The 26,283-nt window shown below is 47.1% G+C and carries 25 protein-coding genes; 16 read left to right on the forward strand and 9 right to left on the reverse strand.

All coding sequences use genetic code 11. From position 1 onward, the window contains the following. Positions 1-790: 790 nt before the first annotated feature. Genes H3S94_RS05765 through H3S94_RS05775 form a run of 3 tightly spaced genes read right to left on the reverse strand, consistent with a single transcriptional unit; the run spans position 791 to position 2,982 of the window. The gene (locus H3S94_RS05765; RefSeq protein ID WP_149866637.1) at positions 791-1,318 is read right to left on the reverse strand and encodes a hypothetical protein; all 528 of its coding nucleotides are present in this window, start codon (positions 1,316-1,318) and stop codon (positions 791-793) included. Positions 1,319-1,337: 19 nt separating this feature from the next. Continuing rightward, positions 1,338-2,195, reverse strand: coding sequence for a 23S rRNA (adenine(2030)-N(6))-methyltransferase RlmJ (locus tag H3S94_RS05770; protein ID WP_077991764.1), 858 nt, complete (start codon positions 2,193-2,195; stop codon positions 1,338-1,340). Positions 2,196-2,220: 25 nt separating this feature from the next. Continuing rightward, entirely contained in the window at positions 2,221-2,982 is a 762-nt protein-coding gene (locus H3S94_RS05775) for a L,D-transpeptidase (protein WP_225868150.1), read from the reverse strand. Positions 2,983-3,262: 280 nt separating this feature from the next. On the opposite strand from H3S94_RS05775, the gene H3S94_RS05780 reads away from it, so the two are divergent. The 12 genes from H3S94_RS05780 to H3S94_RS05835 all read left to right on the forward strand — a co-directional run bounded on the left by H3S94_RS05780 (position 3,263) and on the right by H3S94_RS05835 (position 15,322). Beyond that, complete coding sequence (locus H3S94_RS05780; RefSeq protein WP_198240536.1) at positions 3,263-4,114, forward strand: DMT family transporter; 852 nt, start codon at positions 3,263-3,265, stop codon at positions 4,112-4,114. 54 nt (positions 4,115-4,168) lie between these two features. Beyond that, on the forward strand, positions 4,169-6,289 hold the full coding sequence (locus H3S94_RS05785) for a molybdopterin oxidoreductase family protein (RefSeq protein ID WP_198240537.1): 2,121 nt from the start codon (positions 4,169-4,171) through the stop codon (positions 6,287-6,289). 87 nt (positions 6,290-6,376) lie between these two features. Continuing rightward, complete coding sequence (gene nagZ, locus H3S94_RS05790; RefSeq protein ID WP_198240538.1) at positions 6,377-7,393, forward strand: beta-N-acetylhexosaminidase; 1,017 nt, start codon at positions 6,377-6,379, stop codon at positions 7,391-7,393. 81 nt (positions 7,394-7,474) lie between these two features. Next, complete coding sequence (locus H3S94_RS05795; protein WP_077994504.1) at positions 7,475-8,299, forward strand: ScpA family protein; 825 nt, start codon at positions 7,475-7,477, stop codon at positions 8,297-8,299. Between the two features lies 1 nt (position 8,300). Beyond that, positions 8,301-9,005, forward strand: a complete 705-nt coding sequence (gene scpB, locus H3S94_RS05800) for an SMC-Scp complex subunit ScpB (protein WP_198240539.1) — start codon at positions 8,301-8,303, stop codon at positions 9,003-9,005. A 114-nt stretch (positions 9,006-9,119) separates the two neighbouring features. Beyond that, positions 9,120-9,449, forward strand: a complete 330-nt coding sequence (locus tag H3S94_RS05805; RefSeq protein ID WP_198240540.1) for a twin-arginine translocase TatA/TatE family subunit — start codon at positions 9,120-9,122, stop codon at positions 9,447-9,449. A 63-nt stretch (positions 9,450-9,512) separates the two neighbouring features. Next, on the forward strand, positions 9,513-10,277 hold the full coding sequence (gene tatB, locus H3S94_RS11875; protein ID WP_246786435.1) for a Sec-independent protein translocase protein TatB: 765 nt from the start codon (positions 9,513-9,515) through the stop codon (positions 10,275-10,277). A 20-nt stretch (positions 10,278-10,297) separates the two neighbouring features. Continuing rightward, positions 10,298-11,095: a twin-arginine translocase subunit TatC gene (gene tatC, locus H3S94_RS05815; RefSeq protein WP_077991784.1), complete on the forward strand. Its 798-nt coding sequence runs from the start codon at positions 10,298-10,300 to the stop codon at positions 11,093-11,095. A 61-nt stretch (positions 11,096-11,156) separates the two neighbouring features. Further along, positions 11,157-12,434 (forward strand): serine--tRNA ligase, encoded by a 1,278-nt coding sequence (gene serS, locus H3S94_RS05820; protein ID WP_077991786.1) that lies wholly within the window; start codon positions 11,157-11,159, stop codon positions 12,432-12,434. Between the two features lie 20 nt (positions 12,435-12,454). After that, entirely contained in the window at positions 12,455-13,219 is a 765-nt protein-coding gene (gene surE / locus H3S94_RS05825) for a 5'/3'-nucleotidase SurE (protein ID WP_198240541.1), read from the forward strand. 3 nt (positions 13,220-13,222) lie between these two features. Further along, positions 13,223-13,882 (forward strand): protein-L-isoaspartate(D-aspartate) O-methyltransferase, encoded by a 660-nt coding sequence (locus tag H3S94_RS05830; protein WP_077991788.1) that lies wholly within the window; start codon positions 13,223-13,225, stop codon positions 13,880-13,882. A 279-nt stretch (positions 13,883-14,161) separates the two neighbouring features. After that, the gene (locus H3S94_RS05835) at positions 14,162-15,322 is read left to right on the forward strand and encodes a M23 family metallopeptidase (RefSeq protein ID WP_246791213.1); all 1,161 of its coding nucleotides are present in this window, start codon (positions 14,162-14,164) and stop codon (positions 15,320-15,322) included. A gap of 89 nt (positions 15,323-15,411) precedes the next feature. On the opposite strand, the gene H3S94_RS05840 is transcribed toward H3S94_RS05835, so the two are convergent. Beyond that, positions 15,412-16,275, reverse strand: a complete 864-nt coding sequence (locus tag H3S94_RS05840; protein WP_077991790.1) for an ATP-binding protein — start codon at positions 16,273-16,275, stop codon at positions 15,412-15,414. Positions 16,276-16,535: 260 nt separating this feature from the next. On the opposite strand from H3S94_RS05840, the gene yajC reads away from it, so the two are divergent. The 4 genes from yajC to H3S94_RS05860 all read left to right on the forward strand — a co-directional run bounded on the left by yajC (position 16,536) and on the right by H3S94_RS05860 (position 20,781). After that, the gene (gene yajC / locus H3S94_RS05845; RefSeq protein ID WP_198240543.1) at positions 16,536-17,063 is read left to right on the forward strand and encodes a preprotein translocase subunit YajC; all 528 of its coding nucleotides are present in this window, start codon (positions 16,536-16,538) and stop codon (positions 17,061-17,063) included. 243 nt (positions 17,064-17,306) lie between these two features. Next, the gene (secD, locus tag H3S94_RS05850) at positions 17,307-19,547 is read left to right on the forward strand and encodes a protein translocase subunit SecD (protein ID WP_198240544.1); all 2,241 of its coding nucleotides are present in this window, start codon (positions 17,307-17,309) and stop codon (positions 19,545-19,547) included. Further along, positions 19,547-19,933, forward strand: a complete 387-nt coding sequence (locus H3S94_RS05855; RefSeq protein ID WP_077991794.1) for an Mth938-like domain-containing protein — start codon at positions 19,547-19,549, stop codon at positions 19,931-19,933. The genes secD and H3S94_RS05855 overlap by 1 nt, the downstream gene beginning before the upstream one ends. Then, positions 19,930-20,781, forward strand: coding sequence for a phytoene/squalene synthase family protein (locus H3S94_RS05860; protein WP_198240545.1), 852 nt, complete (start codon positions 19,930-19,932; stop codon positions 20,779-20,781). The genes H3S94_RS05855 and H3S94_RS05860 overlap by 4 nt, the downstream gene beginning before the upstream one ends. Before the next feature lie 15 nt (positions 20,782-20,796). On the opposite strand, the gene glp is transcribed toward H3S94_RS05860, so the two are convergent. The 5 genes from glp to H3S94_RS05885 are packed head-to-tail and all read right to left on the reverse strand — an operon-like array spanning position 20,797 to position 26,219. Beyond that, positions 20,797-22,023, reverse strand: a complete 1,227-nt coding sequence (glp, locus tag H3S94_RS05865) for a gephyrin-like molybdotransferase Glp (protein WP_198240546.1) — start codon at positions 22,021-22,023, stop codon at positions 20,797-20,799. Further along, the gene (moaC, locus tag H3S94_RS05870) at positions 22,004-22,507 is read right to left on the reverse strand and encodes a cyclic pyranopterin monophosphate synthase MoaC (RefSeq protein WP_077991800.1); all 504 of its coding nucleotides are present in this window, start codon (positions 22,505-22,507) and stop codon (positions 22,004-22,006) included. Before moaC ends, glp begins: the two co-directional genes overlap by 20 nt. 1 nt (position 22,508) lies before the next feature. After that, a complete protein-coding gene (gene trpC / locus H3S94_RS05875; protein WP_198240547.1) occupies positions 22,509-23,300 on the reverse strand; it encodes an indole-3-glycerol phosphate synthase TrpC in 792 nt (263 codons plus the stop codon). Positions 23,301-23,305: 5 nt separating this feature from the next. Beyond that, a complete protein-coding gene (trpD, locus tag H3S94_RS05880) occupies positions 23,306-24,322 on the reverse strand; it encodes an anthranilate phosphoribosyltransferase (protein WP_198240548.1) in 1,017 nt (338 codons plus the stop codon). Positions 24,323-24,329: 7 nt separating this feature from the next. Continuing rightward, positions 24,330-26,219, reverse strand: a complete 1,890-nt coding sequence (locus tag H3S94_RS05885) for a peptidyl-prolyl cis-trans isomerase (RefSeq protein ID WP_077991806.1) — start codon at positions 26,217-26,219, stop codon at positions 24,330-24,332. Positions 26,220-26,283 lie beyond the last annotated feature (64 nt).

The following is a 26,283-nucleotide window of genomic DNA, read 5'->3' on the forward strand; positions in this document are numbered from 1 at the left end:
AAAACGTGCGCTTTTATGTGTTATCATCGGTTCATAGATGAAGGCTCTATTTGTAACACTAAACTTACCGGATGCTGACGAACTAATTCATCAGATATGAAAAGTGGTGATATTGCCCGATAACATTGCAATTTTGAATTTATGAATGCGGGTATATTTGTGAGAAAAATATCTGGCAGTGAACCACAGTCACTCAAGCGCCCGTTTGTCGGAAATTGATTTTCGTCACTGGCGTTTTCCACCAAACGCAATATTTTTTTAAACAGGCTCCACAAAATCATTGTCAGGCAGAACTAGGGTTCAATGTGCGGGATGCTGGTGATACCGGCTTTTCAACCTCGCCGGATATATGAATTTGTCTGTTCAACTTTTATCTTGTCTATTCGGGAAAAAATAACACGGCCTATATCATAGCAGATCTCGTTGTAAAATCTTCAACACGAGAGAGATATTCATGACCACAGTCGGAATAAACCGCTCAAGCTTTGGCTCGCAAGCCCCGACATTCCGCTTTCGGGACGATATTTTAAAATGTACGGTCGCAGCCAATAAGCGGATGATCGGAAATAGCAGTGCGTGCTGCTGATAATCTGTTCAGGACACTTGTAAAATGCTGCTCGCCCGAAATGATTTCATCGCCATAGATCGGAAGGATTCTTGATCGGGAGAATGGTAGGCGCAACTTTGCCGAGAACTGGCGTTTCAGATCGAAGTCGTCAGAACGTGTTATGAAACTTGTATAATCACAAGACGGGAACAGAGAAGAAAGGCAGCGCGTGTCCGGCTTTTATTATTTGACTGCCCGACAGTTACCGTCCTGAATTCGCCATTTGTCGAAACCTTCAACACAGAATTCGACATTGTAGCCACTTACACCAGTGAAACCCTGACCATATTCCACCATATAATAAAGCGGATAGCTTGACCCGTCATTCATAATGGCTGTTGCACGGCAAAATTGGCGGGGAATATTGAGCTTTGTAGCCGGATTTTCGCCGCGACCCATTGTTATATCTGTAACATGTTCGATATGAACGGGCGGCAGACCCGGAACGTTACGCACCTCATGACGGAATTTGTAACCGACTTCCCAAAGAATGCGTTTATAACCACACACGCCCGCATCGTTGACTGAAGAGGCTTGCGAACGGGGAGCAAGCGATGTTGCCAAGTCGGCTGCTGTTGCAGAATTCACGCAGGCGTAGAAGCCAAGCCCGAAAACCGAGAGAGACAAAACTTTGCGAAAACTTGCATTAAAGAACGATGACTTGTGCATGATTATTCCACGTTGACCATTTATTCCTGCAATATGTTTCATTGTCGCTATTCCGTCAAGTTCAAACAGCTTCACCATTTATCCATTCGTTGATTAATTGTGCATGTTTGTCTGCTCCAAGGCGATCAAGCAAAAATGGTTTAAGCTTGTCCATTTCATGGGGCAGCACATAGGGCGGATTAACAATAATCATACCACACCCGTCAAGTCCGGGCATTTCGGAACGTTGTTTAATTCTAAGCTCCAGTCGCAAGATTTTCGGGATCGAAGTGCTTCTCAACTCGTTCATAAACCAATTGAGTTCATTATAATGTTTGACCGGATACCAAAGTGCGTAGATTCCGCCGGGAAACCGTTTATACGCTTTTTCAAGACCTTCGATAAGCCGCTCGAATTCGTCGTTTTTTTCAAATGGCGGGTCAACAACGATAAGTCCGCGCTTTTCCTTTGGCGGCACATGGGCACCAAGGGCAAGATATCCGTCGAGATGGATGACGCGGGTCTGATAATCACCGGCAAAATTATTCGCCAATTTTTTATAATCAGCTTCATGAAGCTCTATCGCTGTTAGCCGGTCCTGTTTTCTCAACAGTTTTCGTTCGATATAAGGTGAACCGGGATAACGGCCGAATTTTCTGCTTTTATCATTAAGCTCGTTGACCACATCAAGCCAGGGCTTGATGAGTAATGCAACATCCGGAGCCACAGCTTGATCGAGAATGCGGCCGATGCCATCAATCCATTCACCGGTTTTTTGTGCCTCATCCGAAGCAAGATCATAAATGCCGATGCCTGCATGTGTATCAATCACACGGAACGCATGGTCTTTCTTTTTAAGATATTCGATGATGCGGGCGATAATGATATGTTTGAACACATCGGCAAAATTGCCTGCATGATAAATATGGCGATAATTCATTGTTTTGTTCTAACCGTTCCTCACATTAGCCGAGGCCGATTTTATGCGGCAAAACGACAGCGCGGGTTCCCACCGGTACGCGGCTATAAAGGTCGATAATATCCTGATTGAGGAAACGTATACAGCCTGAGGATACCCGCTTGCCGATTGACCAGGGTTCGACTGTTCCATGTAAACGGAAAAGTGTATCGGTACCACCTCTATAAAGATAAAGAGCGCGGGCACCCAGCGGATTTCCGGGACCGCCTTTCATGCCATCCGACAGATGGCCGTATCTTTGCGGCTGCTTTTGCATCATGCTTGCAGTCGGGTGCCATGTTGGCCACACCGCTTTGCGGCCGATTGTTGCTTCTCCCTGAAAATCGGCCGCGGCCGACCGCGCAACACCGACGCCGTAACGCATGGCGCGTCCTTCGGAAAGCACAAAATAACAAAAGAAGTTGGTTGGATCGACAACAATAGTTCCCGGCTTATAGGGCATATGGAATGCAACTTCCTGACGCAGATATTCCGGATTGATCCTCCTTGTATCAACAGCATTCACCGGAAAACCGTTATCGGTTGTGGCGGCATACATGGATGCGTATTTTTCGTTTAACGGGTATTCGCCGTAACTGACCTTCTTCTTTTGCGTAACCTTCGGTTTTGCCTTGTGCCGCCTTATAACATAGGTCGTTGTCGTTACCGGCTCGCCGGTATCAATAGGAACCATTTTGGGTAAAGGGTGGCGAAAAGTACAACCGGCGAGAAAAAGCGGTGCTGAAAGAAGGAAAAAGCGTCTGTTCATTTTAAAGATCTCGATAGCCCCGACAAACCGTACGACTGTAGGTCGATTTTGGTCTGCCATGATTGGAAAAAGCAAATATCCTTCGATAAGGTTTGACGAGCAGATAAAAGAAAATGCATATCGACTCTTCTCTGCAAATCAATTTTTGTGCGGGAAGCTTTTAACACAAAATTAACGTGATTTGATAGAGCCTATAAAATCTGATTTTTTTAATTTCATATAATTTTGTTGTTTTTATAGATTTGCTTTTTGTTGTTTTGTCGAGCGGGAAGTATGCGGGATGTCGGGCTTGATGGTGTCACTTGTGCTTTTGGCGGCATTGATGCATGCGCTATGGAGCATCCTTCTGAAGTTAACCGGTGAGGCAAAAGCCAATATTACGGTTTTCATGGCCGGCTCTTCTCTTCTTGCGCTTGCAGGAATTCCTTTCCAATCCTTACCGTCACTTGCGAGCCTGCCGTTTTTGCTGGTTTCTGTCTTTGTGCAGATCATATATATGGTGCTTGTCGGGGTCATTTATCAAAAAGGCGATGTCAGCCAATCCTATCCGGTCATGCGTGGTGTCGCACCGCTTCTCGTTGCGATAGTCAGCGGGCCGGTTCTCGGTGAACAACTGTCTTTGGTGGCGTGGTGCGGCGTTATTCTTATCTCGTCGGGAGTGCTGACTTTGGCTTTTGAAGCAGTAAGACGCAGCGATAGGATTGAACCTTCTATCATTCCGCTTTCTTTGCTGACGGCTGCTTTTATAGCTCTGTATACTCTCCTTGACGGGATCGGTATCAGATTATCAGGGGCGCCCGTTTCTTATATCTTGTGGTTATTTTTTTGGATCGGCGGGACGAAAGTCGTATATGACCTATCAAAACGCAAGAAACGTCAGCATTTTTTGTCCAGCTTTAGAAAATATTGGTTTATCGGGCTTATTGGCGGTTTTTTGTCGCTCGGATCCTATGGCCTTGCATTGTGGGCAATGACAAAGTTACCGGTGGCACTTGTGGCCGCCGTGCGCGAAAGCGCAATCGTTTTTGCTGTTATTCTGTCGTATTTTGTATTGCGTGAACGTGTCAGCTTTTTGCGCTTTGTCGCCTCGCTGATAATTGTTCTTGGCGTTATTGCTGTGCGACTAGCCTGAAAATAGTAAAATTGGTAAATAAATCCGTCTTTACTGATTTGAGTCGGAATTGCCATGAGCAACGTAGAAATTGGCCATACAGCCTGTCCCCACGACTGTCCTTCAACTTGTGCACTTGATGTGGAATTGTTGTCTCCGACAAAAATAGGCAGAATTCGGGGGGCAAAGGAAAATAGTTATACGGCAGGTGTTATCTGTGCAAAAGTCGCCCGTTATAGCGAGCGTGTACACAATCCGGAACGATTGTTGAAGCCGCTTGTCAGAAAAGGTCCAAAAGGCGAGGGCAATTGGCAGGAAGTCTCATGGTCTGATGCACTCGACCTCATAGCCGAACGCTTCCAAAAGGCAGAGAGCAAATATGATTCAACCACGATATGGCCTTATTTCTTTGCCGGAACCATGGGATTGGTGCAGCGCGATTCAATCAATCGTTTGCGCCACGCTGGAAAATATTCGGGGCAATTTTCGACATTTTGTACCAATACGGCGGCAACCGGCTATTTTGCAGGCACCGGCCGAATAGCCGGTGTCGACCCGCGCGAAATGGAAAAATCCGATCTTGTGGTGATCTGGGGGACCAATGCGGCAAGTACGCAGGTCAATGTGATGACCCATGTCACTAAAGCGCGTAAAGACCACCATGCGCGCATTGTTGCGATTGATGTTTTCGAGAGTGCGACCGTTCGTCAGGCCGATCTCGGCCTGATTGTAAGGCCGGGAACCGATGCTGCTTTGGCCTGTGCCGTCATGCATATATTGTTCCGGGATGGTTTTGCCGATTGGAACTATCTGGAACTCTATAGCGATGATCCGCACGGGTTCGAGCGCCACTTGAAAACAAAAACGCCACAATGGGCAGCCGAAATTACCGGCCTGTCTGTTGAAGAGATCGAAACCTTTGCCCATTGGGTCGGCACTACCAAACGCACATTCTTCCGGCTCGGATATGGTTTTACCAGACAACGTAACGGTGCGGTTGCAATGCACGCAGCGCTTTCTGTGCCCGCTGTTACGGGAGCGTGGCAATATGAAGGTGGCGGTGCATTTTTTTCCAATGCGTCGATATTTGCCCTTAACAAGAATGAAGTTGAAGGAACGGCTTTCTTTGACCCGAAAATACGTTCGCTGGATCAATCCAAAATCGGCAGAATTCTGCTTGGCGATCAAGAAACGCTTTATGGTGGCCCGCCTGTAACTGTGTTGTTTATCCAGAACACCAATCCGGCAAATGTTGCACCCGAACAAAGGTTGATCCGCAAAGGCTTGGCACGCGAAGACCTTTTTACAGTGGTTCATGAGCAATTTATGACAGATACAGCAAAAATGGCCGATGTCGTGTTGCCTGCAACGATGTTTCTCGAACATGATGATATTTATCGGGCAGGTGGCCAACAGCATATTCTCTTGGGGCCGAAATTGATTGAACCGCCGCTCGGACCGAAACCCAATCTTTATGTTATAAACGAATTGGCAAAGCGACTCGGTTTCGGTCATATGGCGGGATTTGACAAGACAGCCATTGAACTTATCGATAATATGCTGAGAGCGTCACACCGCGGCACTTATGACGAACTCAAGAAAAAGCGCTGGCTTGACGTTCAGCCGCCTTTTGAACGGGCACATTTCCTGAACGGTTTTGCATGGCCTGACAAGAAATTCCGTTTCAAGGCCCGATGGACGGGTTATAAAGCTCCGGATACTCCCCCTGACACAATGGGCTATCAAGGACCTTATGATGAAATGCCGGATTTTCCCGACCAGTGGGATGTTATCGAAAAAGCCGATGAAGAACATCCGTTCAAGCTTGTTACCTCGCCTGCACATAATTTTCTGAATTCGACATTTTCGGAATCGCCGACATCTTTATTGAAAGAAATTCGCCCGACGCTCATGATTCATCCCGACGATGCGGCAATTTATGAAATTGCGGATGGCGATCTTGTCGAGATAGGCAATCACCGTGGCAGTGTGGCTCTTCATGCGAAATTGTTTGAAGGCCTGAAAAGGCGGGTTGTTATCTCGCAAGGATTGTTTGCCAATTCCAGTTTTGTTCGGGGGGAAGGGATAAATGTTTTGACCGGAGCAGATTCACCGGCTCCCAATGGCGGGCTTGCCGTTCACGACATAAAAGTGTGGTTGAAAAAACTGGAAAATTCCGAAAAAACGCGACATTAGTAAAATGAACTGTATTTACCCGAAGATCTTATAAAACGAATATAAGAAAATATGGAAAGGCGCCGGGGACGGCGAGACAAGTAAAAGATGCAAAAAATGAAAGCTATGATTGTTGGTGTGTCCGGCCTTTCACTGACAAATGACGAAAAGGATTTTATCGCTGAAAACCGGCCTTGGGCTTTCATTCTTTTTGCAAGAAATATCGGCTCGGCCGACGAAATCAAACAATTGACTGCATTGCTTCGCTCGGCTTGCGGTCGCGATGATGCTTTTATTTTTATCGATCAGGAAGGTGGACGTGTTCAACGGTTGCGTGCACCTCTTGCACCCGATTATCCAACGGCAGCGACTTTGGGTGAACTCTATAAAAAGGATAAAGCCAAAGGGGTGCGCGCAAGCTTTATCATGTCACGTCTTCACGCATTCGATTTGCAGCGGTTGGGAATAAATGCAGATTGTCTGCCGGTTCTCGATGTTCCGATTGCAGGAGCGGACAATATTATCGGGAACCGTGCTTATGGCAACGATTGTGAAACTGTGATAGCTTTGGGACGTGCAGCAGCCAAAGGCTTGAAAGCAGGCGGTGTTTTGCCGGTCATGAAGCATATTCCGGGTCACGGTCGTGCATTATGTGATACCCATAAAAGCCTTGCACGTGTCGATGCTCCGTTAGAGACTTTGCGGCTCACCGATTTTGCTCCGTTCGAGGCATTATCCGATCTGCCGGTGGCAATGACTGCGCATGTTGTTTATGAAAGTGTCGATCCGGAAAAACCGGCGACTTTGTCGAAAAAGATAGTGGGTAGCATTATCCGCAACGAGATCGACTTTGACGGCTTGTTGATGACAGATGACTTGTCGATGAAAGCGCTTTCTGGCGACTTGGGTGATTTGGCAAAAGAAGCTTTTGCCGCGGGATGTGATTTGGTTTTGCACTGCAATGGCGAGAAAGAGGAAATGGAGAAAATTGCTGCTGCAACACCTTGGCTTGAAGGCAAATCGGCTGCGCGTGCGCAAGCGGCGACGAATTGGGTTTCCCAGCCTGACAATGCCGATGAAAAGGCCTTGCGGGAAGAATTTCACAGTCTCTTGATGTTCAAATAACGGATATAAGATTTGGCACCAAACGATAAAAAATCGCCGTCGAGCGGGAGAAAGAACACCGGACATCCTGCCCAGAGGGCAATGGAACCGATTTGGGAACAGGAAGAAGAACATGGCGTCAGTGAACCGACACTGGTGATCGATGTTCAGGGGTTTGAAGGTCCGCTTGATTTATTGTTACAATTGGCACGTAACCAGAAAGTCGATTTGGCACATATATCAATTGTCGAACTTGTGCAGCAATATCTTGATTTTGTTAAAACAGCGCATGAATTGAGGTTGGATCTTGCAGCCGATTATCTGGTGATGGCGGCCTGGCTTGCTTACCTTAAATCCCGCCTTCTGGTTCCACAGAGATCGGATGATGAAGGTGAAAGTGGCGAAGAGCTTGCCGGATTGTTGCAATTCCGTTTGCAGAGGCTTGAAGCCATGCGCGAAGCGGCAGGCCAGCTTGTAAACCGTAACCGTTTGGGACGTGATGTTTTCAAGCGTGCCAATCCGGAAATGGTCGTTGTGGAAAAAAAGCACCTTTATGACGTATCGCTTTATGATTTGTTGATGGCTTATGCCGGTTTGCGCCAAAGGCAGGCAGTGAAGCGCGTCGAAGTGGGAAAGCGGGAGGTCTGGTCGCTAAAGGCCGCGCGTGCAATATTGGTGCGGTTGATGGGCGAAGCAAAGGACTGGCAGGCCTTGGACAAATTCCTTTTTGCCTTTATTCCGACAGCGCAGGAACGTCGCACCGCTTTAGCGAGCACTTTTGCGGCAAGCCTTGAAATGGTGAGAGAAAAGCAGCTTGATATTCGTCAGGCAGCACCATTTGCTCCGATTTATCTTCGGGCGCACAAAAAAACGGAAGGCGAGCAAAAAACGGTGAACGGCGATCGGGCAGAGCAGGGAACCAAGTGAAATGGCTGAACAAAACACAGCAGAAAAAAACCAGAATGGCGAACTTGACATTACGCCCGAACTTGTCCGCATGGCCGAAGCGATTGTTTTCGCGTCGAGCGAGCCGGTAACCGACCGCGCTCTGGAAGAGCGGCTCCCTAAGGGCGCAAATATTGCTGCCATTATGGATGTGCTTACACAGGATTACAAAAAACGCGGTGTCAATCTCGTCAAAGTAGGTAATGCCTATGCTTTCCGTACAGCACCCGATCTTGCTTTTCTTCTGAACAGACAAGAAGAACGTCCGAGGAAGCTTTCTCGTGCCGCTTTGGAAGTGCTGGCAATTATTGCCTATCACCAACCGATAACACGTGCGGAACTAGAAGACGTCAGAGGCGTTGAAACATCGAAAGGTACGTTGGATGTGCTGATGGAAGCAGGTTGGGTGAAAATTCGTGGAAGGAGGCGCGTTCCGGGGCGACCCGTCACTTACGGAACGACCCTTGCTTTTCTCGATGAATTCAGCCTGCCGGAAATTTCCGATTTACCGGGGATGGAAGAGCTGAAAGGTGCAGGTCTTCTATCGTCAAGATTACCGGCAAGTTTCCGTATGCCATCACCAACCGCCGATCCTGATATTCTGACCGATGAAGAAGAACCGCTTGAAGATGTCAATTTGGAACAATTAGGACTTTTAAGTCCACTTGATCGGGAAGAAAAATCTTAAAATCACCTTGTTTGGGAATAAAAAATGTAAATACACGTGGTTGTGTTTAAAAGACTTGAAAAAAGTGTCTAAAAGTACACATTAAGACAGTTCCAGCATTGAAGAGAGTACATAATGGGAAATTTCTTTTCACCTGTTCACCTCATAGTGATCCTACTCATGATTCTTGTCCTATTCGGTCGTGGTAAAATTTCTGAATTCATGGGCGATTTTGCCAAAGGTATCAAGAGTTTCAAAAAAGGTCTGAAAGATGACGATGACGAGGTTGAAACTCAGCAACCGGCGGAGCGGCCGGAAATCAAAACTATTGATGTTCAACCGGAAGAGACAGTTCAACCGGCCAAACGTGTAGCGAGTACACGTAAACCGGCGGCAGCGAAAACCGCATCCCGTTCAACCAAATCGAAAGCTAAAACAACGCAACGTAAAACGACGAAGTCGTAAAGTTTTCTTGTTGACGGAGCTTTTCTTGAGAAAGCCTTTCTTATGGGAAAGGGTCTTTGAATAATGTTCGGAATTGATGGACCGGAATTTATTGTCATCCTTATCGTGCTGATTGTTGTGGTCGGCCCGAAAGACTTGCCGAAAATGTTGAAAGCGATCGGTAAGGCGACGGCGCGTATGCGCTCGACAGCCAACGAGTTCCGGCGTCAATTTGATGAGGCGATGCGTGAAGCCGAACTCGATGATTTGCAAAAAACACTTTCGGATGTGAAAGATCTTGATCCGCGCAAAAAACTCACAGAAATATTCGATCCTATCCGTGACGTAGCAAAAGACGTCAAAGCAAGCATAGATGTTCAAGAAAATGATGACACATCCAAATCGGGTGCGTCGTCAACGGAAGATGCTGGCGAAGAAAAACCGGTTAATGCAAAAAATGGCGCGCCTCAAGGGCAAATAGCGGGAAGTTCTGCCACAAGTTCGGTAAGAATTGTCGATGACGAAAAATTCCAGTCGGCCGAAGTTCCAATGGCATCGGCCGGTGGCGACACTGTAGCGAGAGCGGAAAATGCGTCGCCGCAAAGCTCGGATGAAGCTGAAAAAACAAAACAACCGGCCAGAAAAGCAACAAAAGAAAAGATAGCGGCGAAAAGTAGTTCTTCTACCAAGTCGAAAGCTGCGACTAAGACCAATAGAGCCGCTTCTTCAAAACAGTCCGCGTCAAAAAAAGGTGTTGAAACTCGGGTGGCAGACGCTCCTTCACGCAAACAGAAGAGTGTAAAAGGGGCGGTTTCTGAAACCAAAAAGAAAACCACTATCGGTGTTTGAATAAAATAGGAAAAATCATCGTGCATGAGGATGAAGACGAAGTCGAAGCGAGTTCGGCGCCGCTACTGGATCATTTGATCGAGTTGCGACAACGCATTATTGTGTCTTTGATCGCGTTTGCCATTGCGTTCATCATCTGCTTTTTCGTCAAGGATTATATACTGAACTTTTTGTTATGGCCCTATCAATGGGCAATGAAAATTTCGGGTGGCAATCCTGATAGTATCCGGTTGCAATCGACACAGGTCTGGGAAACATTTCTGACAAAAATGAAGCTTGCAGCTTTTGGCGGTGTCATTTTGTCATTTCCTTATCTTGCGTTCCAGCTATACAGCTTTATCGCACCGGGGCTCTATCGCAATGAGAGGCGGGCTTTTTTGCCGTTTCTCATCAGTGCACCAATTTTATTTCTTTTGGGTGGGGCATTCGTCTATTGCGTGCTCGCGCCCATGATGTTGTGGTTTTCGCTTTCACAGCAATTGTTGCCTGATTCTCATTTGAAAGTTGAATTTATTGCACGTATTTCCGATTATCTGAGCTTCATGCAGTCTTTCATTCTTATATTCGGGCTTATCTTCCAGCTTCCTCTTGTTACCAGCCTGTTGACAAAAGCCGGGCTTATTACGTCGAAAATGCTGGTTTCCAAACGGAAATGGGCAATTCTGATTGCTGTTGTTGTTGCGGCAATGGTGACACCTTCCGATTTCTTTACAATGTTTGGCGTCGCACTTCCTACAATTTTGCTTTATGAAGTTTCTATAATTGTTTCACGTTGGATCGAAAAGAAAGAAGCAAAAGAAAAGAACAAGGCTTCCTGATTAGTCCATTGTGGTTTAAGAACAGAAATAGAATTCAAAAATTTTATACAGGAATATCTTGATGCTTGATATCAAATGGATTCGCGAAAATCCGCAAAAACTCGACGAAGCTTTGGCAAAACGCAATGCCGAACCACAGGCAGAGAAATTGATAGCGCTTGATCTTGAACGGCGTAACCACGTTTCACATGTGCAGGTTGCCCAGGAAAGACGTAACGCCGCATCCAAAGAAATTGCGCAGGCTATGGCTTCCGGTGATACTGAACGGGCCGAAGCTTTGAAGTCGGAAGTGGCGGAACTCAAAACATTCCTTTCAACAGCAGAGACAAAAGGGAAAGATCTGACAGCAGCCCTTGATGATGCCCTTTCGCGTATTCCCAATATTCCACTTGACGATGTTCCCGTAGGGCGCGACGAAAAGGATAATGTGGAACGCTATAAGGTGGGAACACCACCGTCGTTCCCGTTCGAGCCGAAACAGCATTTTGAAATCGGTGAAAAACTTGGTCAAATGGATTTTGATCGTGCAGTCAAACTTTCCGGCGCGCGTTTCACAGTCTTGTCGGGACAACTCGCCCGTCTTGAAAGGGCACTCGGCCAATTCATGATTGATGTCCACACTCTGGAACACGGTTATCGTGAAGTTTCAGTTCCGGTACTGGTTCGTGACAGCGCACTTTTCGGTACTGCCCAACTGCCAAAATTTGCCGAAGACCTGTTCGAGACAACCGACGGCCGTTGGCTTATCCCCACAGCAGAAGTGCCTCTGACAAATCTCGTTGCAGGCGATATTCTGGATGCAAAAAAGCTTCCAATTCGTGTCACTGCGTTAACACCATGCTTCCGTTCGGAAGCCGGTGCTGCCGGTCGTGACACACGCGGAATGCTGCGCCAACACCAGTTCTGGAAAGTCGAAATGGTGTCTATTACCGACGAAGACAGCTCGTTGGATGAGTTGGAACGCATGACCGGCTGTGCCGAAGACATTTTGAAACGGCTGGGGCTTCCATTCCGCACAATTACTTTGTGTACAGGCGATATGGGATTTAGTTCCCGTAAAACATATGACCTTGAAGTGTGGTTGCCAGGGCAAAATACCTATCGCGAAATATCGAGTTGTTCTGTATGCGGCGACTTTCAGGCACGGCGCATGAACGCGCGTTACCGCAAAGAAGGCGAAAAATCGCCTCGCTTCGTTCACACTTTGAACGGTTCGGGCGTTGCGGTCGGCCGTTGTCTCATTGCAGTCATGGAAAATTATCAGCAAAAAGATGGCTCGGTGGTTATTCCGGAAGTTCTGCGCCCCTATATGGGCGGATTGGAACGGATTGAAGCTTAATTTTTTCAAGGAACTTCAATATGCGTATTTTGCTAACCAATGATGATGGTATCCATGCGGAAGGGTTGAAAGTTCTCGAACAGATAGCCCGTAAACTTTCGGATGATGTCTGGGTTGTTGCTCCGGAAGAAGACCAAAGTGGTGTATCGCATTCTTTGACAATTTCCGATCCTTTACGTTTGCGTCAGATTGATGAAAAACATTATGCTTTGAAAGGTACGCCGACCGATTGTGTCATTATGGCCGTCAAGCATATTATGCCGGAAGCACCCGATCTTGTACTTTCGGGTGTTAATGCCGGCGGCAATCTGGCTGACGATGTGAGCTATTCGGGCACTGTTTCGGGTGCAGTAGAGGGGATGATGCAGGGAATCCGCTCGATTGCCCTTTCGCAAGAATTTTTGCATGAAACGAACCGCGACAATATACCTTGGAATACAGTATCGTCTCTTGCGCCCGATATTTTGAAAAAGCTCGTAAAAATTCCGCTTCCCGAAGGTGTTCTTTTGAATGTGAATTTCCCTGCTTGTGAAGCTCGTGAAGTTACCGGTTTGTCCGTTGCTCCGCTCGGTCATCGCGGGCACAAGATTCTGATTGACAAGCGTGCAGACGGCCGCGGCTTGCCCTATTACTGGATGTATTTCAGCAGGGGAAAGGGCGAGAACAAAGAAAAGACAGACATTGATGTCCTGCAAGACAAGGCCATTTCTGTCACGCCTATGAAACTTGACCTGACAGCCCATGATTTTCTTCACTCATTGGAAAAAGCACTTGGGAGTGCGTGACGAATGGAAGCTGCTTCGCCCTTGTCAGAGCGGGAGGAATTGATAAATCTTGTCCTCAAAATGCGGGGCAGAGGGCTTGATGATATGGCGTTGTTTGCAGCTCTGGAGCGAACATCGAGACGCGGCTTTGTATCGGCACCATTTATTGAAAGTGCTTATGAGAACAAAGTCATTCCGATTGAATGCGGTGAATATATCGAACGGCTTGAAGAACAATTATATATTATATCGGCTTTGGCATTGGAAAAGAAACACCGTGTGCTGGAGATCGGAACCGGTTCGGGTTTTACCGCAGCATTATTGGCGAGACTTGCCGGCCGTGTTACAACAGTCGAACGCTATAAAACTTTGTGCGACATCGCTCGCCAAAGATTTCACGCACTTGAAATAGATAACATCGTTTTACGGCAAATGGACGGTAGCCGTGCATTGTCGGGCTCAGGCCCTTATGACAGGATTCTGGTTTGGCCTTCGCGAAATAGAGAGCCACAAGAATTTCTGGATTTGTTGGCAGCAAACGGAATTCTGATAGAAGCAATCGGACCGGACGAGGGCGAACAGATGGTCGTGAGGTATCGCAAAACCGGTAGCCGGTTCGAGCGGATGGATATGTTTCGTGTGCGCTATCAACCTTTTATTGAAGGGATCGCGGCAATTTTATAAACCACATCAAAAAACGCGAACGGGTTGGAAATAATGGCACCGTAAAGTCGGGCGGCTTTGTCGGAAGTTAATGGACAAACCCCGTTTTTTGTCAAATGCATGAAAATGATATATATTTTGTAACGGTTAAAAACCTGTCGGGAACCGTAAGCCAAGCTTTTGTCGGCAATAATTTTTTTTAACCTTAACAGAAATTTTAACCGTCAAGTAACATTAACACGATTTAATGCGCTTAGTTGAGTATCGGGTAAATGGACAAAAAACATGCGTTTGACAATAATGAGTAAAGCTTCGCACCGCTATCTTCAAACAGCGGCATTGTTCATCCTAGCTGGTTTTGCCACGGGATGCAGTTCCGGTACCCAACGTTTTACGGATAGTTTTTACACTGGCGCAACCGCCAATCAACAACAGGCGATCAATAAACAGGCCGGTTATCAGCAAATGCCGCAAACGACGGGTTCTATTCAAAGTAGCGAACTACCGCCGGTTGCCGGCCAACCGTCCTATCAGGCCGCCCAGTCGCAATCGCAACCAACCTATAGCGCGTCAGCTTCCCAACCCACCCAGGTAGCATCTGCAGGTCAGGTCATGGGCACACCGCCGCATAACCTTGGAGAAATGCCTTCATCTTCATCGTCCGGTTCGGCAGCAACAGCGAAGAAAAATGGCAGCTATATCGTTCAGAGTGGTGACACTCTTTATAGTGTTTCCCGCAAAACCGGCGTAAGCGTCGAATCACTCAAAAGCGCAAACGGCTTGAGCAATGGAGCTATACGGGTCGGCCAATCCTTGATTGTTCCGGGTGGTCATAACACCGAAGTGGCTTCAGCAAACACAAAAACAGCGACACCGGCCGCTCTTCCTGAAACAAAACAGACAACGCCTGCAAAAACAGCCGCTGCAACCCCGCAGACACCCGCTCCGGCAGCAACCGAGCCGACAAAGACCGCACAAAATGAAACGGCAAAACCGGCAGCAGAACCGGCCGTTGCCAAAAGCAGCGATACAACAATCAATCAGGCTGAAAATGTAGCCGTTGTCGCACCGCAAGCAACGGGCATTTCAAAAATGCGTTGGCCGGCACAAGGGCGCATTCTGTCAAGCTTCGGTCAGAAAGATGGCTCCAGTACGAATGACGGTATTGATATTATGGCGCCGGAAGGTTCATCGGTTAAGGCAGCAGAAAACGGCGTTGTTATTTATGCCGGTGACGGCCTGAAAGAATTCGGCAATACAGTGCTTATCCGCCACGAAAACAATATTGTGACTGTTTACGGACATAACAGCAAGATTCTGGTCCAAAGAGGTCAAAAAGTTCGCCGTGGTGATGAAATCGCAAAATCGGGTATGTCGGGCAATGCATCGACACCGCGTGTCCACTTTGAAGTGCGCAAGAACTCAAGTCCTGTTAACCCGATCAAATATCTGGAAAACTGATAAGACGATCAAGGCAAACATGCTATAAATGAAGTTACTTAAAAAGCCGGTTTTGAACCGGCTTTTTTGTGATTTCCATTATGATGTTTTCAATCGAGTTTCTTGCCTAAACGACCGGCAAGGGCGAGAATAAATTGCCATGCGACACGCCCCGAACGGTTTCCACGCGTTGTTGCCCATTCAAGTGCGTCGTGGTGGACTTTATCCAGTGGTTCATCAAGCCCGTAATGACGGACATATCCGTCAATCATATCAAGATATTCATCTTGTGCGCATTTATGAAAACCGAGCCATAAACCGAATCGGTCCGAAAGCGAGACTTTTTCTTCAATCGCTTCCGATGGATTGACAGCCGTCGACGATTCATTGTCGATCATTTCGCGCGGCATCAAATGACGACGGTTCGAGGTTGCATAAAAAAGGACATTTTCCGGACGCCCTTCAACACCGCCATCGAGAGCGGCTTTGAGCGACTTGTAAGAGGTGTCGTCCTGATCGAACGACAGATCATCACAAAAAATAATGGATCTATAAGGTGTTTTTCTGAGTTCACTTAACAATACGGGAAGTGTTCCTATATCCTCGCGATGGATTTCAATCAGTTTTAGGGGACGTTTGTCTTTATTTTGCTGGTTAATTTTTGCCTGAACGGATTTTACCAGTGAAGATTTTCCCATGCCACGCGCGCCCCAAAGAAGAACATTGTTAGCGGGCAAGCCGTTGGCAAATTGGCGCGTATTTTCAATGAGCGCATCACGTGCCTGATCGACGCCTTTGATAAGATCAATATCGACCCTGTTTACATGTTTGACCGGATTGAGCGTCAATTTTTCAGGATTCCAGACGAAGCAGTCGCATTGATCCATATCAAGGGGAGTAACTTCAGGCGGTGCCATGCGCGACAATATTGCAATCAATTGATCGAGTTTACGGTTTAATGTTTCATCAGTCATTTGAATCTTCCGCCAATTGTTTTACGTATGTCATTATCACGTGTGAGAATAAAACCAAAATTTTTCTTCTTGAAAGCTTTGTCGGTTGCGTTATCAAGGGCAAAGCTTTAATGCCTAGGATTGAATGGTGACCGCTTGAAGCGGTTGATCGAGCTTCGACCATGTAAATCGTGAAGTTCGACTTATCGATTGAACGAATATGTCCAAAACGGATATGTCCAAAACGGGTGATGCCCGCTACCAAAGCTAGGAGATAGTTAATGTTTATTACCAACGCTTATGCACAGGCCGCTGGTGGTTCGACGGGGGAAGTGTCAACTTTGATGACGTTTGCACCTTTTATTCTGATATTCGTCATCATGTATTTTCTCATTATCCGGCCACAACGTAACCAGATGAAAAAGCGTCAGGAAATGCTTAATGCTATCCGTCGTGGTGATACAGTGGTGACTGAAGGTGGTCTTATCGGTCGCGTTACAAAAGTCATCGGCGATGCCACAGGCGAGTTAGAGGTGGAAATTGCTGAAAATACGCGTGTTCGTGTCTTGCGGTCAAAAATTCTGACTGTCGAAGTCAAGGGTGAGCCTGTATCCGAGCCAAAGCAAAAACCGGCTTTGAAAGCGAAAAAGGGTAAAAAACAGCTTACCGATGCAGGCCGTCAGGACAATGTCCAGACTGAAGAAAAAACCGAAGACGAACAGGCAGACCAGAACGCCAACGAGGCTGACACATCCGGAGCTCAAAAAAATACCGATACTTCGGAAAGTCACGAAAAGACCGGAGCGTGAGTAAAGTTAAAACGGCTATTTGACGTTTTTTTCAAGTTTGCTAAAGATGATTCCCGTTAAACGGGAATCGTTGATTCTCGGGAATGCAATCATTGTTGGCATTCCTCTGGAAACTGGCGGTTAAATCTTTTTAAAAAAGGTGGCCGCGCGCTTGTGTTACGTTTTCGGGTAGAAGCGTTATGATCGGGTGGTGATTTCAGTTTTCAAGGAAGTAAATTTCGAGGTAAATTCGGGAGCCTGCTTATGCTTTATTTTCCTCGCTGGAAACGGCTTCTGATCTGGGTGATCGTGCTGCTTGGTGTTGTTGTCGCATTACCAAATATTTTGCCTCGCACTGTTCTTGACTACCTGCCAAAATTTTATTCTACGCTTCATTTGCCGATGGGTGTCGATTTACAAGGTGGTTCACGCCTTGTGGTTCAATTACCAAAGAATGAACTTGATAAACGTGACGCTACGATAGATGTCATGAAAAGGCGGCTTGATATAGGGGCTGCCGGTTTCAAAGACTATTCCATTGCCAAGCAAAGCAGGGATAAAATCCGCATTGAAGTTCCAGGTCTCTTCGATGTCCAACTTCTCAAAGATATAGTCAGCGTTACTGCCCGTTTTTCGCTTTATGAAGAAGATACATCTGTTCCGGTCAATGAAGTTGTTATGGGTAAAATCGCTCGTCCCGAAGGGACGATCGTTACCTATTCGATGGATGATCCGCCGGTAAGCTATTTGTTGAAAGAGCCGCCATTTCTCACCAATGACAACATTGCCGGTGCTTATGCGGAAAAAAACAAAAACGGGTCATTGCTGACTGTTGCACTGGATAGTGAAGGGGAGCAGAAGCTTTCCGGATTTACCGGAAAAAATCCTGATAAGCGCCTCATCATTGTTTTCGACAATGAAGTTCTGGCCGCTATGAGATTTCCTGTCCCTATCAACGATGGTTATATTCGTGTGGGCCCATTGCCGGATGACGTTGCTCACAATCTCGAAACGGTTCTCACAACAGGTCCTTTGCCGACAGATCTGACCTTCATTGAAGAACGGACTGTAGGGGGCGATCTCGGCACTGCCTACGCTAAAGCCGGTCTTCACGCGGCTTTCGGAGCTCTTGTCATTGTCGCCGTGTTCATGATCTTGTCCTACGGTTTACTCGGATTGACGGCAGATGTCGCACTGGCCGCCAATTTGATGATGCTGGTTGCAGTCTTGAGCATTATCGGCACTCCGCTAACGCTTGCCGGATTTGCCGGTCTTGTCCTGATAATCGGCGTTTCGGTTGACGCCAATATTTTGATTTATGAACGTATACGTGAAGCACGGCGCAACAATTATTCGGTTACGCAGGCGGTCGAAGCCGGATTTTCCGGTGCAATGAGCACGATAGTCGACGCCAATGTCACAACTTTCATCGCAGCCCTTGTGCTCTTTATGTTGGGAACAGGGCCGATTCACGGCTTTGCACTGACTGTTACGATCGGCATTCTGACATCACTCTTCACAACATTTACCTTCACACGGATGATGATAAGTTGGTGGATCAGGACATTTCATCCTCGCGAAATTCCGCAACGCATTATTCGCATTATCCCGCCGAATACCAGTATCCGCTTTATGAAACTGGGCAAAATAACACTCGCAGTATCGACGGTTCTGATTATTTTGACAGGCAGCCTTTATGTAACAGCAGGGGTCAATTACGGCATCGACTTTGCCGGTGGGTCGCTTGCAGTGCTGGAGGCAAAAAACGGTAAAGCCGATATTTATGACATTGCTGATCGCGTCTCCGACCTCAATATCGGCGGTGTCAATGTTTCGCCGACAAAAAAACCTTCGGAAGCGGAATTGACGATTGCCAGCCAAGGCAACGGCGAGGATGCAGAACAAACCGTTGCGGTAAAACTTCGGGGCGAATTCGGAAATGATTATACATTGCAACGCCTTGATATAGTCGGGCCGACTGTTTCAACCGAGTTGAGCCGTGTCAGTGCGCTTGCCATTTTCGTATCTTTGCTGGCGATATTTATTTATGTTTTATTGCGTTTCCGCTGGCAATTTGCCGTTGGTGCGGTTTTGACGACTGTACACGATATTATTATTCTTGTTGGCATTTTTCTTTTGTTCCAATGGCAGTTCAACCTTTGGAGCATTGCAGCGTTACTCGCTATCATCGGTTATTCGCTCAATGATACGATCGTCGTCTATGATCGGGTGCGTTCGCTTCTTAAAAAGCGCGGCGCGATAGATATGCGCAGTCTCGTTGATATTGCTATCAACCGTACATTATCGCGTACAATTTTGACATCGCTTGCGACTTTGGTTGCGCACCTTCCGCTTTATTATTTTGGCGGTGCCGACATGAAAGATTTTGCATCAGTGCTGCTCATTGGTATAATCATAGGTACGTATTCGTCTATATTTATAGCTGGTCCGCTGCTTGTACTTTTGAAAGTGAAGCCAAATCAGACTGGCGACAAAGGTTTGTAATGTCTGATGCAATCAAGATGAAGGAAGCGCATTTTCCAGGACGTGCGCCAATTGATGCTTATGGAAATGGCGGGTTCCGCTTTGCAGACATGTCCCATCGGGGTTCGATTGTTTGCGTTCCATCGGGCATATACGGGATTGAAATGAAAGCCCCCGTGCCGGAGATGGCTGATATGCAACATATTCTGGATGAAGCGGATAAAATTGAAGTGTTGCTTGTCGGCACAGGAGAAAACCTGTTACGGCTACCGCAAAATTTGCGAACTTTATTGCATAACAAACATATCTCGGCTGACACAATGAGCACCGGTGCGGCAGTCCGCACATTCAACGTACTTCTCGCAGAAGATCGTGCGGTTGCTGCAATCTTCTATGCAGTTGAATGAACGAGGATATTTCCCATTGTTTCAGACTTTTAAAAGAGAGCGATAGAGATCGCTATCTTTCGATTTTATTCGCGCCGCAATGCCACCGCGAAGGCTTGGCGAGCCTTTTTGCTTTCAATGTAGAGATGAATCGCATTTCGGAAACTGTACGTGAACCGATGATCGGCGAAATCCGCTTACATTGGTGGCGTGATGCGATCGAAGCCGATAAAACGGGAGAGGGCAATCCTGTATTAAGTGCATTGCTTTCCACTATCCATAAATACGAATTACCGAAAGCTGCCTTATTACGCTATTGTGACGCACGTGTGTTCGATTTTTATGACGACCAAATGCCCGACGTGACAAGCCTTGAAGGCTATTGTGGGGAAACAGCAAGTGCTCTTTTTGAGCTGGCATGTCGAATTCTTGATCGGAATGCTTCGTCGCAGACAGCGGACGCTTCGGGGCATGGCGGTGTCGCGGATGTCGTGTGTCGGCTCTTGCGTTCGCTTCCTTTGATAAAGTCACACGGAAAACAATATTTTCCGAAGACTATGGTTGAACCGACTGCGGATGATTACCTCGTTTCAAAAACGACGCAAAAGCCTGTGGAACGGCAGGAAAAAATGTTGAGTGCCGCAATCGGGTTGGCTGAAAAACATTATCGGGAATTCTATCACCATTATCGGACACTCGATGCAGCCGTTAAACCGGCTTTTTTGCCTCTGGCAATTATACCGGAGGCACTGAAGAAGATTGAAAAGAAAGGTGCACTCGCATTCAAGGAATGTGTGACACCTTCGCCCCTTCGCCATTATCTGCTGATTACAAAAGCAGCTTTGAGTGGACGCATGCCGAAACTATAAAACTATATTGAAAAACTATAAGCCTGCACCTTCGGGAATGAAAATACGGCAGGGTTCTCCAACCTGAAGGGGCGTTCCATTTTCCTCGCGGATGATGAGACAATCGGCATTGGCCATTAATCGTATCAACGACGAATCCTGACTGCGAACAGGCGTGACCCAGCGCTCGCCTTTTGAATTGACAGTCAGATTGGCACGGACAAAATGACGCCTTGGGCCGTTTTCGGGAAGCGGAACCGCAAGAAGCGCATCTTCAATATGCGGACGATAATTGCGTCCGGATAGTTTTTCCAATATCGGCACCAGAAAAATATGACCGCAAACCATGCTGGAGACCGGATTTCCGGGAAGCCCCAGTACCAACATTTTATGATCGTCAGGCAAAACACCGAACATTAACGGTTTTCCCGGCCTCATTGCCACTTTCCAGAAGTCGAGTTTCATACCTTCCGACTTCAACACCGTTTGCACGAGGTCATATTTACCAACCGAAACCCCGCCGCTCGTGACGAGGAGATCAACTTTTTCTTCCCTTGCACGTTCAATTTTTTCACGGATCGATTCTTCGTTATCGCGTGCAATGCCGAGATCGACGACATCACAATGATGCGCTCTGACAAGATAGGCAAGGCCGTAGGAATTCGAGCAAACAATCTGGTCTTTTCCCGGAATTTCGCCTGCCTCTACGAGTTCGTTTCCGGTTGCAAGTATTGCAATTTTAGGTCTTTTGACAACTTCGACCGCTCCATGCCCGGTCGAGGCACAAAGTGCCAAGGCCGACGGTGTCATAATCCGTCCTTTTTCAAGAACGCTGTCGCCTTTTTGAAAATTTCCCCCTCTGGGGCGGATATTGGCTCCCGCTTCGGGTGCTTTCGTAAAACTGACACGCTTGCCTTCAAGCTTTGCATCTTCTTGAATAATCACTGTGTCGGCATCATCGGGAACGGGAGCACCCGTAAATATGCGGACTGCTTCGTTTTTCCCGATTTTTCCGCTATAGCCTTTGCCAGCCGCCGATTCTCCTACGAGATCGAATTCTCTGTTCTGTTCGTAATCTTGATAGCGTATGGCGTAACCATCCATCGCAGATGAACGAAAGGGCGGCTCTGTCAGTTCTGCAATGACATCTTGTGCAAGCACTTGTGCTTCACCGATTTCAGCAAGCGGCGTCAGCTCGCTTTCAAGTGTATGCGTTGCGGCTAATAAACGTTTTAAAGATTCGTCAACATTGATGAGAGGCATTTTTATCTTCTCGCTTCCACGTGCCAGATTTTCCTCCCCGCTTTTCCAGTAAACAGATATTGCTTATGACCATGCTTTTATCCAGAGCTTTTGCCATGTCATAAATGGTCAGACAAGTCACCGATACGGCAGTCAGTGCTTCCATTTCGACACCGGTCTTTCCATTAAGGCCAACGGTGGCTGTAATTTGATAACCGGGTAAATCGTGATCGGGTGTGATGTCGACAGATATTTTTGTGAGCATCAGCGGATGACATAGCGGAACGAGTTCCGATGTCTTTTTTGCTCCCATAATACCGGCAATTCTGGCTGTCGCCAGAACATCGCCTTTCGGGGCATTGCCGTTCTCGATTGCTTCGAGTGTTTCTCTTGCCATCTTTATCGAACCATGTGCGATGGCTGTACGGTCAGTCTCCCTTTTACCTCCGACATCAACCATGTGTGCTTCACCTTTGGCATTCACATGGGTCAGTTTATCTGTCATTTCATAGCCCTAACAAGGTTTTTGTGGCCTTTACGACATCAGTCTGGCGCATCAAACTTTCCCCGATCAGAAAAGAACGAATGTTGCTTTTTTCCAATCTTTTCAGATCGTCATGGGTGAAAATTCCACTTTCACCGACCAATAAGCGATCATCAGGAACCATATGGGAAAGCCTTTCCGAATTGGCAAGATCAACTTCAAAATTACGCAAATTGCGGTTATTCACTCCGATAAGAGGTGAACGAAGTTTCAACGCGCGTTCAACTTCATTTTCATTATGCGTTTCAATGAGCACATCCATACCAAGTTCAAAGGCGGTTTCTTCCAGTGCTTTTGCCAAATCATCATCAACCGCGGCAAGTATGATAAGGATGCAATCCGCCCCCCATGCACGGGCTTCATAAACCTGATAGGTATCGAACAGAAAATCCTTCCTGAGGGCAGGAAGATTGCAGGCTCTGTGGGCAGAGCGCAAATATTCGGGCGAGCCTTGAAAAGAGGGCGCGTCGGTGAGAACAGAAAGACAGGCAGCTCCCCCTTCTTCATACGCTTTTGCAAGTGCCGGCGGGTCAAAATCTTCTCTGATGAGACCCTTTGAAGGGCTCGCTTTTTTTATTTCGGCAATCAAACCGAAAAGACCTGCATCTTCTTTTGCTTTCAATGCACGATAAAAACCACGTGGTTGATCGGCTTCTGCGGCGAGGCTTTTGAGTTTTTCAAGTGGCAAGGCCTGTTTGGCCTTGCTGATTTCCTGCCGTTTATAGGATTCAATTTTCTTTAAAATATCACTCATTGACGTTATCCAAGGTCATTTGAAACCTTTATCAATTGCTCAAGCTTTTCTTTGGCTTTACCCTGATCGATACTCTGCTCGGCAATTTTGACACCCTCTTTTAATGTGTCGGCTTTTCCGGCGATGATAAGGGCGGCGGCGGCATTCAAAAGAACAATATCACGATAAGCCCCTTTTGCCCCTTCAAGCACTGCACGCAGCGCACGTGCATTATATTGCGGGTCACCCCCTTTGAGGTCTGCCATGGTAACACGTTTCAAACCGGCGTCTTCGGGCGTGACGGTAAATGTTGTCAGGACTCCGTCTTTCAGGGCTGCGACTTCGGTTTCACCGGCGGTTGTCAATTCATCCATACCGCTACCATGCACAACCCAGAGCGATTTCGACCCAAGCCCCTGAAGAACTTTTGCAATCGGCACCACCCATTGCGGTGAAAAAACACCGATCAACTGGTTGGTGACACCTGCCGGATTTGAAAGAGGCCCAAGTATATTGAAGATTGTTCGTGTGCCAAGTTCGACCCGTGCAGGCCCGACATGGCGCATGGCCGAGTGATGTGTCGGGGCAAACATAAAACCAAGCCCCACTTCGCGGATGCAGCGTCCTATCATTTCGGGGGTTGCATCAATATTGACACCGAGTGCCGCCAAAGCGTCAGCCGCACCGGATTTTGACGAGAGTGCCCGATTGCCGTGTTTACCGACCGGTACACCGGCACCGGAAACAACAAAAGCTGTTGCCGTTGACACATTGTAAGAGCCGGATTGATCGCCTCCTGTACCAACAATATCGACAGCGCCTTCAACAGCATCTACCCGCAACATTTTTTTGCGCATGGATGCAACAGCGCCGGTAATCTCGTCTATTGTTTCACCACGTACCCTCAGCGACATTAAAAAACCGCCAATCTGGGCAGGTGTCGCCTGGCCGGACATCATGATCGTGAAGGCCTGTTCGGCTTCATCTTTTGTGAGTGAAGCGCCGGTTGCGACCTTGTTTATGAAAGGTTTTAGGTCACTCATGAGATCCTCATTGGAAAGTGTTGGTAATCGCTCTAAGGTTGTTTGTATTGGCTTTCACAGGTGCGATTTCATTGGCTATCTGCAACATTTCCATGCGCAGATCGGTTTCGATCATGGCATCGATGTTTTCTTTTATATTATCTTCGACAGATTTTTCGTCATTATTCAACGGTTCTACCACTTCTGTTACCTGATAAACGATGCGTTGGGTATGAATGGCAGCTTTTGAGATACCGCTGTGCCCCTTCGGTCCTGAAAACACGGCATTGACACCGTCGCTCCCCAGAACCTCGTCCGAACCGCCGCGCTTTAGCCCGCGGGCTGTTTTCTTTGTGACACCGAGTTGTTTTGCAAGATCGTCAATCGTTTTATGATCGGACAATTCTTTTTCCAGTTGCGAAGCTTTCTCGTCGAGCAATTTTTGAGTTTCGTCAGCTTTCCATCCGGTCACAACTTTGTCTTTTACTTCGTCAAGAGTTCTATCGCGGGCATTTATGACTTTGTCGATGCGATACCAGACATAACCGCCACCCTGAATTGCGATAGGGTCAAGGTCTGCGCCTTCAGCCGCCTGAAAGATTCCATCAACCAGAATGGATTGTTGTGGCAGGTTACCAACGGTTTGCCCTGCAGGTGTTTGTGCTTTGGAATCAATTGTTATTTTGCGTAAAACAAGTTTGTACTGGTTTGCGAGGTCATCAAGGGATACCCCCTCGAAACGGGCATTTTCTATCGCATCATGGTCTTCTCGCATGGCCTTGGCAGCATTGTTTTTTGCCAGAATGTTACGAATGTCCGGTTCTGCTTTTTCAAAAGGAATGGGACCCTGCGGCGTAATGTTTACGACACGCATGATGACCGGACCTTCAAGATCATTGATAACATCGCTGACTTTACCCTGTTCAAGACCAAAAATATCGGCAGAAATTGTCGAAGGGAAGCCGGTCTTTGAAGCAGGCCCTTTGGTTATATCAGCAAGCGTTTTGTGCTCGGATTTGACAAGATCATCGAAAGTCATCCCACCTCTAAGCTTTGCGGAAGCATCATCAGCTTCCGGTCTTGATTTGAAGCGCAATATTTGGACAGTACGTTCTTCAGGAGAGATAAAATGTGAACTATTTGCATTATAATATTCTTTAGCTTCATCCTCTGAAATGTCGGCCGGTTTTATCAAGCTTTCGGGAGTCATCTCCATAAGCGTGACCTGACGATATTCGGGGGCGTGAAATTCGCTCTTGTGAGCGTCAAACCATTTTTGCAGGTTGTCTTCTGTCGGCTCCTCAAGCTTGCCGGCTTCTTTGGGTGAAATAACCAGATAGTCTGCCGAGCGTGTTTCGCCGCGATAGTTCAGTAATGCCGAATAGAAAACGGCGGGTGCTTTCATGGAGCCGGTCGCCGAATAGATGAGCTGGTCACGTTTTTCTTTTGCCGCATAATAGTCGACAAAATCGCCTTCATGAGTGTTGAGTTGACGCAGATAACCGTTAAAGAGATTGCGATCGAAATGCCCATCCTGCTGGAAGAACCGGTCAGCTCCGATAGCACGCGCAATACCGTCTTTGGAGACACCGATTTTCATAAGCCGCGCCTGTTCGTCCAACAGAACATCCTGTTGAAGCTGAGCCAACACCAATTGCGGGATACCATATTGCTGTGCTTCACCTTCCGAAAGCAAACGCTGCATACGATTGGCAACTGAAAAACGCATTATCTGGTCGCGCAGTGCAAGCCTGTAAGCATCGGCTTTGATCGTTGATTTTCCGGAGATGAATAAATCGTGACCACTGGTTTTTCTTAATTCCGGTACCCCCCATAAAAGTACAAAGCATAGAACAAGTAAACCGAGAAAAACCTTGGCGACCCAAGAATTGACAGCACTTCGTATTGTATCAAGCATTGGCTAATTCCGTTTTAATTGGCTTCATTTCAGCAGAAAGCTCTGATAGGATGTGCAACAAAGA

Origin of the sequence: Bartonella sp. B10834G3 (assembly GCF_016102505.1) — a bacterium.
Classification (GTDB): Bacteria; Pseudomonadota; Alphaproteobacteria; order Rhizobiales; family Rhizobiaceae; genus Bartonella; species Bartonella choladocola.

Bases quoted from the DNA above. Each gene is read 5' to 3' on its own strand.
- surE (WP_198240541.1), top strand. From the start codon at position 12,455: ATGCGTATTTTGCTAACCAATGATGATGGTATCCATGCGGAAGGGTTG.
- H3S94_RS05805 (WP_198240540.1), top strand. From the start codon at position 9,120: ATGGGAAATTTCTTTTCACCTGTTCACCTCATAGTGATCCTACTCATG.
- H3S94_RS05795 (WP_077994504.1), top strand. From the start codon at position 7,475: ATGGAACCGATTTGGGAACAGGAAGAAGAACATGGCGTCAGTGAACCG.
- scpB (WP_198240539.1), top strand. From the start codon at position 8,301: ATGGCTGAACAAAACACAGCAGAAAAAAACCAGAATGGCGAACTTGAC.
- H3S94_RS05860 (WP_198240545.1), top strand. From the start codon at position 19,930: ATGAACGAGGATATTTCCCATTGTTTCAGACTTTTAAAAGAGAGCGAT.
- H3S94_RS05765 (WP_149866637.1), bottom strand. From the start codon at position 1,318: ATGAAACATATTGCAGGAATAAATGGTCAACGTGGAATAATCATGCAC.
- tatB (WP_246786435.1), top strand. From the start codon at position 9,513: ATGTTCGGAATTGATGGACCGGAATTTATTGTCATCCTTATCGTGCTG.
- serS (WP_077991786.1), top strand. From the start codon at position 11,157: ATGCTTGATATCAAATGGATTCGCGAAAATCCGCAAAAACTCGACGAA.
- yajC (WP_198240543.1), top strand. From the start codon at position 16,536: ATGTTTATTACCAACGCTTATGCACAGGCCGCTGGTGGTTCGACGGGG.
- H3S94_RS05885 (WP_077991806.1), bottom strand. From the start codon at position 26,219: ATGCTTGATACAATACGAAGTGCTGTCAATTCTTGGGTCGCCAAGGTT.
- trpD (WP_198240548.1), bottom strand. From the start codon at position 24,322: ATGAGTGACCTAAAACCTTTCATAAACAAGGTCGCAACCGGCGCTTCA.
- secD (WP_198240544.1), top strand. From the start codon at position 17,307: ATGCTTTATTTTCCTCGCTGGAAACGGCTTCTGATCTGGGTGATCGTG.
- H3S94_RS05830 (WP_077991788.1), top strand. From the start codon at position 13,223: ATGGAAGCTGCTTCGCCCTTGTCAGAGCGGGAGGAATTGATAAATCTT.
- nagZ (WP_198240538.1), top strand. From the start codon at position 6,377: ATGCAAAAAATGAAAGCTATGATTGTTGGTGTGTCCGGCCTTTCACTG.
- glp (WP_198240546.1), bottom strand. From the start codon at position 22,023: ATGCCTCTCATCAATGTTGACGAATCTTTAAAACGTTTATTAGCCGCA.
- H3S94_RS05780 (WP_198240536.1), top strand. From the start codon at position 3,263: ATGTCGGGCTTGATGGTGTCACTTGTGCTTTTGGCGGCATTGATGCAT.
- H3S94_RS05835 (WP_246791213.1), top strand. From the start codon at position 14,162: ATGAGTAAAGCTTCGCACCGCTATCTTCAAACAGCGGCATTGTTCATC.
- H3S94_RS05840 (WP_077991790.1), bottom strand. From the start codon at position 16,275: ATGACTGATGAAACATTAAACCGTAAACTCGATCAATTGATTGCAATA.
- H3S94_RS05785 (WP_198240537.1), top strand. From the start codon at position 4,169: ATGAGCAACGTAGAAATTGGCCATACAGCCTGTCCCCACGACTGTCCT.
- H3S94_RS05775 (WP_225868150.1), bottom strand. From the start codon at position 2,982: ATGAACAGACGCTTTTTCCTTCTTTCAGCACCGCTTTTTCTCGCCGGT.
- moaC (WP_077991800.1), bottom strand. From the start codon at position 22,507: ATGACAGATAAACTGACCCATGTGAATGCCAAAGGTGAAGCACACATG.
- trpC (WP_198240547.1), bottom strand. From the start codon at position 23,300: ATGAGTGATATTTTAAAGAAAATTGAATCCTATAAACGGCAGGAAATC.
- H3S94_RS05855 (WP_077991794.1), top strand. From the start codon at position 19,547: ATGTCTGATGCAATCAAGATGAAGGAAGCGCATTTTCCAGGACGTGCG.
- H3S94_RS05770 (WP_077991764.1), bottom strand. From the start codon at position 2,195: ATGAATTATCGCCATATTTATCATGCAGGCAATTTTGCCGATGTGTTC.